This window comes from Pedobacter sp. MR22-3, from assembly GCF_026240075.1.
In the GTDB taxonomy this organism is placed as follows: domain Bacteria; phylum Bacteroidota; class Bacteroidia; order Sphingobacteriales; family Sphingobacteriaceae; genus Pedobacter.
In genome coordinates, this window is record NZ_JAPIVF010000006.1 from 107,245 (window position 1) to 119,890 (window position 12,646).

8 protein-coding genes are annotated in these 12,646 nt (G+C 39.0%); 4 read left to right on the forward strand and 4 right to left on the reverse strand.

Annotation, left to right across the window (positions count from 1 at the left end; genetic code table 11):
* Positions 1 to 26 precede the first annotated feature (26 nt).
* Complete coding sequence (locus OQ267_RS15700) at positions 27 to 914, reverse strand: AraC family transcriptional regulator (RefSeq protein WP_088301521.1); 888 nt, start codon at positions 912 to 914, stop codon at positions 27 to 29.
* Positions 915 to 1,485: 571 nt separating this feature from the next.
* On the opposite strand from OQ267_RS15700, the gene OQ267_RS15705 reads away from it, so the two are divergent.
* The 3 genes from OQ267_RS15705 (at position 1,486) to OQ267_RS15715 (ending at position 8,026) form a co-directional block, all read left to right on the forward strand.
* A complete protein-coding gene (locus OQ267_RS15705; RefSeq protein WP_265836771.1) occupies positions 1,486 to 4,656 on the forward strand; it encodes a SusC/RagA family TonB-linked outer membrane protein in 3,171 nt (1,056 codons plus the stop codon).
* 13 nt (positions 4,657 to 4,669) lie between these two features.
* Positions 4,670 to 6,220: a SusD/RagB family nutrient-binding outer membrane lipoprotein gene (locus OQ267_RS15710; protein WP_265836772.1), complete on the forward strand. Its 1,551-nt coding sequence runs from the start codon at positions 4,670 to 4,672 to the stop codon at positions 6,218 to 6,220.
* 288 nt (positions 6,221 to 6,508) lie between these two features.
* Positions 6,509 to 8,026 (forward strand): serine hydrolase domain-containing protein, encoded by a 1,518-nt coding sequence (locus OQ267_RS15715; RefSeq protein ID WP_265836773.1) that lies wholly within the window; start codon positions 6,509 to 6,511, stop codon positions 8,024 to 8,026.
* A gap of 62 nt (positions 8,027 to 8,088) precedes the next feature.
* Here the strand turns inward: OQ267_RS15715 and OQ267_RS15720 are convergent, their stop codons facing one another.
* The 3 genes from OQ267_RS15720 to OQ267_RS15730 all read right to left on the reverse strand — a co-directional run bounded on the left by OQ267_RS15720 (position 8,089) and on the right by OQ267_RS15730 (position 11,198).
* Positions 8,089 to 9,225, reverse strand: coding sequence for a sensor histidine kinase (locus tag OQ267_RS15720; RefSeq protein WP_265836774.1), 1,137 nt, complete (start codon positions 9,223 to 9,225; stop codon positions 8,089 to 8,091).
* A 228-nt stretch (positions 9,226 to 9,453) separates the two neighbouring features.
* Positions 9,454 to 10,218: a LytR/AlgR family response regulator transcription factor gene (locus tag OQ267_RS15725; protein WP_265836776.1), complete on the reverse strand. Its 765-nt coding sequence runs from the start codon at positions 10,216 to 10,218 to the stop codon at positions 9,454 to 9,456.
* Positions 10,219 to 10,568: 350 nt separating this feature from the next.
* Entirely contained in the window at positions 10,569 to 11,198 is a 630-nt protein-coding gene (locus OQ267_RS15730) for an outer membrane beta-barrel protein (RefSeq protein WP_265836778.1), read from the reverse strand.
* A gap of 841 nt (positions 11,199 to 12,039) precedes the next feature.
* Here OQ267_RS15730 and OQ267_RS15740 point away from each other — a divergent pair.
* On the forward strand, positions 12,040 to 12,618 hold the full coding sequence (locus OQ267_RS15740; protein ID WP_265836782.1) for an RNA polymerase sigma factor: 579 nt from the start codon (positions 12,040 to 12,042) through the stop codon (positions 12,616 to 12,618).
* The last annotated feature ends 28 nt before the right edge of the window (positions 12,619 to 12,646 follow it).

Below are 12,646 nucleotides of genomic sequence, written 5' to 3' on the forward strand. Positions count from 1 at the left end.
GCCATTAAAGCAAGTCAAAAATGCTGCTAGATAAATTTCTTCTCTTCAGTTTTAAGATAGTTATACCTGTAGTCCATTGGATTTTTTTTGGTAAGCGCTTTAAACTGATGATAGAAGTGAGAGATATTGTTGTAGCCACAGGCATAGCCTACCTCAGTCATGTTAAATTCCTCTTCTAACAGCAATCTGCATGCATTTCCAATTCTCACTTCCATTAAAAACTGGATATATGTTTTCTTTGTTTTGGATTTAAAGTACCTGCAAAAGGAGTGCTTCCCCATGTTAATTAATGCAGCCACATCTTCTAATGCTACTTTTTGGTGGTAATGATTAAATGTGTATTCGAATATCGCGTTAATGCGGCTTTGATCAACGCTATTCACTTCTGGATTAAAGCCATTGGATGATATAATTTCATATTCTTTCGAAGCAGCTATTATTTCTAAAGCGGATAATAAATTGATCAACTTACGGGCAGGCGATTCGTTGAGCATTTCCTCCGCTATTTTACCAACCTTTCGTCTGGTTACTCCTTTTAAGCGCAAGCCCAGTTTGCTTGTGTTGAGCAGTTTAACAATCGGGCTAATTTCGGGGAGATTTAAAAATGCATCACCCCAGATGTTGTTTTCAAAAAGAATCACGATGGTTTCTCCAACCTTTTCGATATCGCTTTCCAGATATTTTTGTTCACACCGGAAAGTATGTGGCAGGTTTGATCCAAATAAAAATACGTCACCATTTTTAAAAGGACCCACGTAGTCGCCTATCAGGCAGGTGCCGTAGGTTCTTTTAACAACTAATAACTCACACTCAGGGTGATAATGCCAGGCACTTAATATCGCATGTCCTATATCCTTATGGATATTAAAGGAATGCTCCGGGTTTGGAGTAGCCTTTTTTAACGTAGCTTTCATGTTTATAATTGGTTAATTACGAAAATGAAATTAGAAATTATGTGTGATATAATATCCATCTAATCACTTATTGAAGTGGATATATTAACCATGCCAAGCTTTTTTATTTTCGTATTATACCGATTCAATTATGAGGTAATACGATAAGTGGTTGATAGACAGGTCTGTTTTGGCGCTTTATGAGGCGGTAACTAATATCAGAAAGAAATATCTATGTTAATATGTTACAATTTTTTGCTGTAATACTGAAATTGCTTTTCATTAAAGTTGTCTTTATTTGCTTGAGTAACATAATTGTTTCTAAACCAAATATAAAAGGAAAGTGATGCCCCTATTCTTCGCAACTATTTTCTTCAAATGAACTATTTAGCCTAAGCATTTTGCCTTAGATGATTAGAACAGAGATTGATTAACTAACCAAGCAATATAACCACATGAGATAGATTTTACTTACCATTCAACAACATACAAAGTCGCTAAACGCTGCGTATGTTCCGAACTGACAGCAACCCCTCTTCTGCGGTTATTTAAGCTGCTTATTAAAAATAACAATTCTAACCAAACAACAATTATGAAAAAAAAAATACTTCCACTAGTATTTATTTGTACTGTGTTAACGGTATTCATTCTTTTCAAGTCCGAGCGCGCATCAGCTGGTGGGCTAACAACCGTAGTCTTTAGTACGCCTTCAAAAACCAAAAAGTTAAAAATAGCTTTTATAGGAATCACAGGTAAAGTTACCGATGAACAGGGCATTGGTTTGCCCGGCGTAAGCATAGTTGAAAAGGGAACGCGGAATGCTGTGGTAACCAATTCATCTGGCAGCTATACCCTAAATGTTGCCAATAACAACGCGGTATTGGTGTTCACATCAGTTGGCTATAAGCCCATAGAAATAACAGTAAATACAAAAACCGTAGTTAATGTGTCTATGGTAGCGATTACAAATGCGTTAAATGAGGTTATTGTAACCGCACTCGGCATAAAAAGGGAGGCCAAAAGCCTGGGGTATTCAGCTCAAAAAGCCGACGTAGAGGCATTACAAACTAACCGTACAACTAACCTAGCCAATTCGCTTGAGGGCCAAATCGCCGGACTGGACGTTTCTCCACCCGCCGCAGGGCCAGGCGGGAGTACCAAGATCCGTTTGCGCGGACAATCTTCTTTCACCGCAGACAATTCGCCACTGATCGTAATCAATGGCTTGCCAATGTCGCAGGGTGCAAGCAGCAGTAATGGTTATACACAAAATGTGGACCAGGGAGATAATATGCAAGGTATCAATCAGGACGACATCGAATCGATGACTGTTTTAAAAGGATCTACCGCTGCAGCATTGTACGGTTCGCGTGCAGTGAACGGCGCAATCATTATTACAACAAAGTCGGGATCAAAAAATAGTGGAATAGGTGTTGAGTTCAACTCTAATTTCACGATAAACCAGGCGCTGGATTATACAGATTTTCAATATGAATACGGGCAAGGTGAAAATAACATTCGTCCCTCGTCACAAGGAACTGCGCAGAGTTCCGGCGCCTGGAGCTTCGGTGTGCCGTTTGATAATGTACCTACCTACCAATTCGATGGTGTGCAGCGTCCTTATGCGCCTGTTAAAGACCGGATAAAGACGTTCTTCAGACTTGCACCATCGTGGAGTAATACAGTGGCAATTTCCGGCGGTAATGACAAAGGAAGTTTTCGGGTGTCACTTTCTAATCAAGATGCCCAGGGCATAGTACCAAACAACGATTATCATAAGAAGATTTTTAACGTTGGCATTAACTATAAACTTACCGATAAGTTATCTGCACAATTTTACGTTAACTATGATCACCAATTCAATAACAATCCGCCACTGGTCGGCGTACAGGGAAATGCAATTCCTACATCAATTTACAGGCTGGCTAACTCCATTTCTTTTGATGTACTCAAGGCAGGCGCTATAGATGCTAACGGAAATGAAACACCTACTTCAAGGTTTGCTACCGTTACCAACCCATACTGGATATTAGCGAACCAATTTCAAAGACAAACAAAAGATCATTTGTTGGGTACTGCCGTGGTACGCTATCAGTTTTTCGATTGGCTATATTTTCAGGGCAGGGCAAACATGGACCTGTTGCACTCTACCTATGAATCAAATACGCCGACGGGTACGCTGGCTGTATCTGCAGCACCATCAGGACTGTATAATGGTAGCTATGGGATAAGTACATCAAGTACACGCCAAAATAATTTTGACTTCTTGCTGGGGGGAGGACATAAATGGAAAGATTTTTCATTTAATGCAACGGTAGGTGGGAATAACTTTCCCTTAATTACGTCTACATTTAACGAGGCGGTAACCAACTTTTACATCAGAGGTTTATATACCATTGGGAACGGTGTTACGGCAAATTCGAGTTACAACTTGACTAAACAAACCGTAAATTCATTGTATGGTACTGCAGAATTGTCCTACAAAAATTTATTATACCTCAATCTTACCGGCCGTACAGACTGGTATTCGGTACTGGCGAGAGATATAGATCATTATTTCTATCCTTCAATTAGCGGAAGTTTCGTTTTTTCTGAATTACTTCCAACAGCAAAATGGTTAAATTTTGGAAAGCTTAGAGTTGCTGTTGCAGAAACGGGAAGTGCCCAGGGTGTTGGCGCCTATAATGCATTAACATTTTTGCTTGCCCAGAATTCATTCAATGGGCTTCCTTTAGGAAGTATTAACGGAACAGCTTCACCAAATACCCAGATTAAGCCTTTTGGCGTAAATGAAAAAGAAATTGGTATCGAGTTGCACATGTTCAACAACAGGGTAAACCTGGACGTGGCTGCCTATGATAAGAAAACGACTAATCAAGCCGTTCCAATAAGCCTGTCTGCAGCAAGCGGATACAGCACCACGCTGGTTAACTTGGGTGGTTTGGACAATAAAGGATTAGAATTTAACCTGGAATTAATACCTGTCCAAAATAAAAACTTTACCTGGAAAACGGCTTTTAATTCTGCTTTCAATTCTTCAAAAGTATTGTCATTAGCGAACAACCAATCGCAACTTGTGGTGGGCAGTCCAGAGTTTTTTGGTTCTATTGTCCATGTGGTAGGTTTACCCCTTAACCAAATTGTAGGTTCAACTTATAAGCGGGATGCTTCCGGAAATATCGTATTATCGGGAGGCAAACCCGTGGCAAGTGCTACACCAGTTAATTTTGGAAGTGGCCTTCCTACAGCAACAGGGGGGTGGCTAAATACGTTGAATTACAAAGGCTTTACCTTTATTGCCCATATTGATTATAAAGCAGGTGGTAAATTACTATCGAGCACCAGTTTAAACTTATTAAGAGAAGGTTTATCAAAAGAGTCTTTACCTGGACGTGTCGGTGGCGTAATTTTTCCGGGCGTAAACGCTACAGACGGATTACCAAACACCACTGCTGTAAATGCAGAGGATTTTTATGCAAATTATCGTTCAACGAATATTTTAGATCCCTTTATTTACAACTCGAGCTTTGTTAAACTAAGAAGCCTTTCGCTGGGATACGATTTGTCTAGATTTATCAATAAAAAATATGTGAAAGGCTTAGTGCTATCTGCCGTATGCCGTAATGTATTGATCATTAAGAAATATACGCCCAACATTGATCCCGAAGCAATAGCCTCAAGCGGAGATAACCTCACAGGTTATGAGCAGGCATCGCTACCAACAACACGTACTTACGGATTTAACTTAAACGTAAAATTCTAACGCTTTATAGAATATGAAAAATTTAATCAGAATTATAGCCATCGCCATCTGGGTTACAGTAATTTCCAGTTGCAATAAAGGGTTTGATAAATTGAATATTAATCCAAATAATCCGACAGAGCTCGACGCGGCATTCTTGTTTACCAGCGCACAATTTGGAACACACGGAGCCACGATGGAAACGGAGCCAACCATTGTGCAGCAATTTGTAAATCCATTTTCGGGCGTCACTTCGGCATTTAATTTTAATCAGCTGAATCAAACCTATACTTCGCAAAATTGGAATGCTGAATATACGGGGACAAACAGTGGCGCAACAAGCTCTTCAGGCCCTGTTCAATTACTGGTTCAAATCTTAAGCCAACTCAAAGGCAATGCTACAAGAACAAATTTATATAACGAAGCCAGAATCTGGAAAGCCTACCAATTTATGATGCTGGTAGACACTTACGGAAACGTACCCTATAGTGAAGCCGGACAAGCCTATTTATCAAATGTGCTTACCCCTAAATACGACAATCAGGCAGCGATTTATACCGACCTGATTAAAGAAGTTACGGAGGCAACGGCAGCTTTAGATCCGGCAAAGGATATCGTAAAGGCTGATGTGTTTTACGGTGGCAATATCACCCAATGGAAAAGATTGGGTTATTCTTTATTACTTCGATTAGGGATGAGGTATAGTAAAATTGACCCTACCAAAGCACAAGCTATTGTGCAAGCCGCCGTAGCTGGTGGTGTAATGACATCAAATGCCGACAACTGTTATCTGAAATACAATACCACTTACGTGAATCCCGTAAGCCAGACGATTACGGCGATAGCGAATACGTATTATTTAGCGGCTCCCTTTGTAGATCAACTAAAAAATAGTGGTGATCCGCGATTGAAATTTATATCCGGCAAATACGCAAACCCCTTAGCGGCACCAACAAGCGTACCAGATACCACATCCGCCAATCAGTTCGGACTTCCGGTGGGATATAGTAACGCTACTTTACCAACTGCCCCGGGATTTAGAGGTGCTAACGGTTCGGGTTTTAATTATTCACAGGTTAATTATAGTATTTTTGGTAGTTTAACCGCACCGCAATTTTTCATCACCCATGCCCAAACACAATTGCTTTTGGCAGAGGCCGCTTTTAGAGGCTGGATAACTGGTGGCAGTACACCTGATGTTTATTATGCTAATGGTATACGGGCGGCGATGGACCAATGGACAACTTATAACCCGGCAGCCATCATTCCTTTAGCTACGCAAAATGCATTTATTAATCATTCTGTTAATGCTTATAATACGACAAATGCACTCAATCTGATTAATACGCAATACTGGGTGGCTTCCTGGGGCAATGGTACCGAGGCATTTGCTAACTTCAGGAGGAGTGGTTTCCCAGCTTTATCGCCCAATACCATCCCGGGACAAAATATAACTGGTGGTTTTGTTCGCCGGTTTGTTTATCCAACGCTTGAGCTTTCTGCCAATGCAGCAAATTACCAGGCAGCAGTTGCAGATAATGGTGGACCAGATAATATGGACACACGCATTTTTTGGGATAAATAGATAAATCCTCAATAGTCATCGATCGTTTAATCAAAAATTACCGGCGACTATTCAAAGTGCACTCAAATGTTGCCTGTTTAAAGCTAACTCTTCAAATGGATCCTGTAAATTTGTTTTACAGGATCCATTTTTTTGAGGGTTTTTGGTGTCTAATAAGGAGGGCAGACCGTAAAATCCATCACTAAATTGTTTCCAGCCTGCTTTCCTAAGTATAAAAAGTTTACTTCGCTGTAACCAATCAGATAAAACTTCGTCTACTCTAATAATGACCATACTATAACTTCTCAAATGAAACTAATTTCTTTCGCCACCATTTTCCTTTTACTGCTAGGTTCGATCAATATATCCACCCAGGCGCAGCAAATAACTGCTTCTGACAGTATCGATGTTTTTTTGAAAAATAAAATGCAGCAACGCCGCATTCCGGCATTACAGATAGCAGTTATCCGTGGTGGTAAAATCGTAAAAGACACCACCTTCGGAAAGGCAAATCTGGAATACAATATTAATGCAACCAACGAAACGGTATTTTCCATCAATTCTATTACAAAAGCTTTTGTCGGGATTGCCATTATGCAGCTTGCTGAAGAAGGAAAATTAAAAATTACCGATCTTCTATCGCTCCATCTGGATAGCCTGCCCGATGCCTGGAGAAAGATTACGATACAACAGGTTTTGAGTCATATATCCGGACTTCCTGATATCATGGATGCCGATGAACAGGTGATGGGGCATAATGATGAACAGGAAGCCATGCAAAAGGTAAAAGCACTGCCCATTGAATTTCAACCCGGAGAAAAATTCAGTTATAACCAAACGGGTTATGTATTGCTCGGACAACTTATCACCAAACTGAGCGGGATGCATTTCACAAAATTCATTGAAGAACGACAATTTGAAGTATCCGGAATGAAATTAACCCGATTTGGTGATTCTTATGATGTGATTCCTAACTATGCAGGTGCTTATACCCTGACGAAAAAAATGGGTAGTCGTTTCATCAGGAACAAAACACCAGGCCACGCTTATATGCAATTTCCAGTCTTTTTCAGAACTGCCGCCGGGATTCAGTCTACCGCAACTGACCTCGCCAACTGGATTATCGCTTTAAAAGGTGGAAAGCTTTTAAAGAAACCTGCTAGTGTGGATACGTTGTGGACACCTGCCAGACTTAATAATGGGAAAATTGGTGGATTCAATTTTTTAACGAATGGTTATGCGCTTGGTTGGCCAACGGTTACCCGTGAAGAACACCCTGCAGTCGGACCCGTAGGCGGAGGCAGATCTGCCTTGTTTGTTTATTTAAAGGATGATCTTTCCATTGTGCTATTAACCAATTTAATGCAGGGAAACCCGGATCAGCTGATCGATGAAGTTGCGGGTTATTATATTCCGGATATGCATGAAGCCAATGGCTTTGGTTTACCTGCCAACCTGAAAAAATTAAGAGCCGAACTGTTAAAGCAGGGCTTTGATAAAAGCCTGGCTGTAGTAAAAAAATTAAAGAAAAAAGATTCAAACTTTCAGTTAAGTGAGGCTGAACTTAACGGCTGGGGATATCAGCTTATCAGCCAAAAGAATTTACCAGCTGCACTTTCTATCTTTAAATTGAATGTAGCCTTATATCCGGGAAGTGCAAATGCCTTCGACAGTTTGGCCGAAGCCGATGAAATAACGGATCACCAAGCAGAAGCACTGCTGAATTATAAGAAGTCGCTAGCTTTAAATCCTAAAAATAAAAATGCAGCAGAAAGGATCAAAGCAATTGAAGAGAGCATTCTTAAAAAAGCACCCGTTAAAAAATAAAATCCATCTGCATAAAAAAAAAATCTCCGTCAACAAAGAAATTAATGATTTAAAAGATGGTGTCAGGGCATTTCATGCTGTTCTGATGGCTGGAAGTCGATTTTCCGGATATAATCATGAATAGCTTGAAGTGGTATAACCATATTAACAATATAATGTCCGTCATCATTCAGGCCATGAAAAAAATCCAATCCATCGCCATAGGCGGCAGTTAGGCGTGTACTGATATTTTTAATTCCATTGTTAGTGCCTATTTTTTTTCCTGCACTATTTACCAGGTTATCGCTATGAATATGTAGCTTATCTTCATCGATGTATGCAGCCAGTAAAGCCGGATATGCCTCAACGGAAAGATTTCCATGTTTTAAAATGTTTTCCATCAGACTCAACAATACCAATGGGACAAACCTTAAGTCCATTGCATCCTCATCAATATAAACATCAATAAAATCTTTGAAATCCATTCTTGCCTTGTGTAAATCAAGAAGCTGTTTAACCTGGTGCATTTCTTCCCCTAGAGCAATCAATTCATCCTCTCCTGAATCAATGGCGAATCGCATAATATCCGACAGGGTAATAACAGCATCTCGTGCATGCTGAGGATTCCTGGTGATATTGTTATACACATAATTTAAAGTATTGAATAAAAAATGTGGATTAATCTGTGCCCGAAGAAAATCATTTTGAGCTTTAGCGAGCGTTTTTGCCATCTTTTCTTCTTTAATAAGGCCTAAAAGGCGTTGCTCTTCCAGAAAGCTGGTATGCTTCTTCTCATTAAAATAAGTTTTAAGGAAGTAATAGGCCGTGGCAAAGCCTGTAAAATATAAACTTCGGTATAGATCATCCAGGATAAAATTTCTATCCAGAACGACCTTCTTCAGGTGTTTAACGATTCCGTTTGCTACCAGAATGGTATCAACAGCATAGTTTAACAATACATAAGCACAAAACAGCACCACCATGGCCAATGGCAACCTGATGATGATTAACCTCTTTGAAGCCAGCGACCATGGAAGTGCTTTATCTGATACCGCATAAAAATAGGCAATGATAATTCCATAATGAGCGGCATAGGTAAGCGGATGCCCAAATACCCCGTACCTCAATCCTATAAGTAGGACTTCATAAGTGATAAAAGCAGACCAGGCCAAAAGATGTATCCGGTATTTGCGCACTGATTTGATGATAAACTTTTTCATGTATTGTCAGGCTTTTAAATAGGATTCATATCGTTCTGTATAACAACTTTTTAAGGTCAGTTTCCAAGCCATAAGTTTCAGGAAAAAAACCATGAAACAGGCAATTAAACTATCTAAACGCAGAACAATTTTCATTTTTAAATCGGTAAAAGTTCAATCTTACAGTACAGATCCCACCACATTAACCTCCAGCATTACGGTAACTGGTATGTCAGGAATTTAAATTAATTATTCAGGTGTAGGCTTGTCTACCCTACGCCTGGGTTTAATTAAATACCGATTTATAAATTCGTTAAAATCTTTGCGGTAGTAATCTCCAACCGTTATCTTCTGCCCATTATCCATGATAATCGTATTTCCATCCACCGCATCTATTTTCTCCCGGTTTAAAATAAAACTTCTTTGAAACTGTATAAATCCCCTGGTCTCAACCAGCCATTTTGAAATTTCAGAGAGCGACATATAGGTGGTAACGTTTCTTCCGTTTTCTAAGCGCAGCTGAACATAATTCAGTTTACTTTCCACAGCGACCACTTCTTCAAACCTGATTTTCACAAGTTTCAGGCTATCTTCCTTACTTTTTACAAAAAAGAAATTTTCCAATACCTGCGGGGCAACAGGTTCTGCCTTTTTTATACTATCAGGAAAAACACGTTGCATGGTTTCGAGGAACTTTCCGAGTGAATAAGGCTTGAGCAGATAGCCATCTGCCTTCACTTCAAATGCCTGATAACCATATTTGGTATGCGCCGTGGTTAAAATTAACTTGTTCGTTTTCTGCCTGATTATGGAGGCCAGTTCTATTCCGGATAAGTGTGGCATATCCACATCCATAAAGATCAATTCCACATCGCTTCCACAACTTAATTCTTTTAAGGCCAATACCGGATCAGTATAGGTAGCCATCAGATTAAAGGCCGGCAAATGTTCCATGTAAACTTTTAATCCTTCTATAGCGTGAGCTTCATCATCTACAATTACAAAACGGTACATATGCATATCAAAACTCCTAATATAGTTTAAATACTACATTTAACAAATGTATTTGTCATAATTATCAGATGAATTTAGTAATTACCAGTTAAATCAGAACATGTCAAATCTTAAATATAAACACTGGTCACTATATTTTTTAAGTGTGCTTGTCAGCTATTCAAATGATGAGACAATAGCGCCATCATTCACCGGCTGATCTATATCTTTAGCTTGTACTTAAATGCCATTTTACAAAAAAAGCTCCACGTGATGTGGAGCTTTTCATAACCCTTTAGGGATTTAAAATGAGTATTTAAATGAACTTTCAGGGATTTAAGTGAGTCAGAAGAAAGTATACTTTATAGAGATTAAAGCTTAAATGCGATACCTACATTCAGCAATGCCAGACTCTGATAACCCAGTTCTGTAAATACACTGGTTTTAGTAGAGAAATAGTATTTACCTCCTGCAAACAAACCAAAACCTATACCGCTGCCTGTAGTGCCGCCAAAACCCTGGTCATTGCTTGTGCTAACCACTACATAACCAAGACTGGCACCCCCATAAACATCAAACTTTGGATCCAGCTTAAACAGTTCATTAAAATGATATGAACCACGGGCACCGATATAAAAAGCATTTTGCTTAAAGCTATAATTTGAACCCGGAAAATCTGAATTATACTTAGAACTCGCATAAGCTACTTGTCCACCTACGCTGATTTCATCCGTAATACCTTTTTCGTAAGACACACTCGGATTAACCGGCAGTGATGAAGAGTAACCTGAGCCAAAAAACGGGCTCCCGATGCCAATACCTATATTTAACAGGTTATCTCCCTTGCCATAAGCCCTAAGAGAAGGGGTGTTGTTTCTGGAAGCCATCGTTTTGGTTTCAGTTTTCGCCTTCGGCGTAACCTTACTTTTAGATTTAGACTGGGCTGATGCAATAACGCCAAGAGCCATAAAAAAGGACATCATTAATAATTGCTTTTTCATTGAGATCAATTGAATTACGGTTAAATAAAATGGATGTATGTGAATTATAATAGGCCTTTAAAAACCATTTAAAAGGTTGGTCAAAGATAAACCCGTGTCAATTACCCGTCCTATACCATTTTTTAGGTAATTTTTTATCATTAGAAATGGGATGCTAGGAGTCAGGGTGCTTGCATTTAACAAACTTATCCAGATAAGTTTTAATCCTTAAATCGACAGGCCTTAACTCATCTTCATTTTTATTTTTCCAATTTTGTCCGTGTAGAGTATATATCGGTGAAAGTGGGGGAGAAGCACTTTATAAGGCGAAATGAGTGACAGTTTACATGCGGAACGGTGGCCATTTTTGCCGAAATGCCCATCTAAACCAATGTTGTAGATAAACTTTAAGCTATCATCACTATTCCACCGTTTTATGATTGGCTAAATATTTTTCTATAATGAAGAATCCCGGCTGAAAGAAACGTTCAATAAGGAGCAAATGAGGAAGACAAGCAGAACAATGAACAACCCAAATAATACAAAACTAATTGGTCTGGCGAAATTAAGAGTATAGCCTTTCATTCTTGAAATCTTTCTTGGGACTAATAGCCTGGAATCCTCAGGATTAAAATAGAAAATACCAAACTTATAGTTTTTTAGATCATCCATTGTTATTAATTTTAATAAAGCATTAATATACCATTTATAATGGTCTTTCGCTAGCTATTATCAAGACATTAATTTTTTTGTAAAAAACGCTGAAGGAGTTCTTCATAAATACGTAGACATCAGTGCAACATTTCATTTATGAATCATTTTTTCATTTATATTTGATAAAAAAATTAACCGAATATAAAACATGTCCATTCAGAGCATCTTAAGTGATGATGTTGACTTATTACTCAAGTTAAGTGAAGGGGATAGGTATGCTTTCGAAGCGTTATACAAAAAATACTGGGCGTATGTTTATAACAGTGCCCATAAGCGGCTTAAAGATCCCACACTTGCTGAAGATGTGACCCATGATGTTTTTATACAGCTCTGGAATGCGCCAAATACTGCATTAATCTCAAATCTAAAAGGTTATTTGTTCATCGCTGTCCGTAACCGGGTGATCAGATTATTCGAAAGACAGTCCAGGTTTGTTCCTATAGAAGATATGCTAACGCAATTAAAAGAAGCCGTTTCTGAAAGTTCAGATGCCAACCTGCTCTACAATGAGCTTTCTCAGGCTTATGCCGCATTGCTATTGGATTTAACCCAGCAACAGCAGCTCATCTATGATTTAAAATATGTGCAGGATTTATCAGCGGATGAAATCGCTGTGATCCTCAAGCTATCTCCAAAAACCGTACGCAATCAGATCGGAAAGATAAACTATAAGTTGCGCACAAGTCTTTTTTGTTTGCAGTTTATCATTTGGTCTATATTTACTTAAAATATTTTAACCTGATAATCAATAAATT

What these genes read in the sequence shown, in the direction of transcription:
- OQ267_RS15730 (WP_265836778.1), bottom strand. Translation starts at nt 11,198, where the DNA reads ATGAAAAAGCAATTATTAATGATGTCCTTTTTTATGGCTCTTGGCGTT.
- OQ267_RS15710 (WP_265836772.1), top strand. Translation starts at nt 4,670, where the DNA reads ATGAAAAATTTAATCAGAATTATAGCCATCGCCATCTGGGTTACAGTA.
- OQ267_RS15740 (WP_265836782.1), top strand. Translation starts at nt 12,040, where the DNA reads ATGTCCATTCAGAGCATCTTAAGTGATGATGTTGACTTATTACTCAAG.
- OQ267_RS15705 (WP_265836771.1), top strand. Translation starts at nt 1,486, where the DNA reads ATGAAAAAAAAAATACTTCCACTAGTATTTATTTGTACTGTGTTAACG.
- OQ267_RS15720 (WP_265836774.1), bottom strand. Translation starts at nt 9,225, where the DNA reads ATGAAAAAGTTTATCATCAAATCAGTGCGCAAATACCGGATACATCTT.
- OQ267_RS15725 (WP_265836776.1), bottom strand. Translation starts at nt 10,218, where the DNA reads ATGTACCGTTTTGTAATTGTAGATGATGAAGCTCACGCTATAGAAGGA.
- OQ267_RS15715 (WP_265836773.1), top strand. Translation starts at nt 6,509, where the DNA reads ATGAAACTAATTTCTTTCGCCACCATTTTCCTTTTACTGCTAGGTTCG.
- OQ267_RS15700 (WP_088301521.1), bottom strand. Translation starts at nt 914, where the DNA reads ATGAAAGCTACGTTAAAAAAGGCTACTCCAAACCCGGAGCATTCCTTT.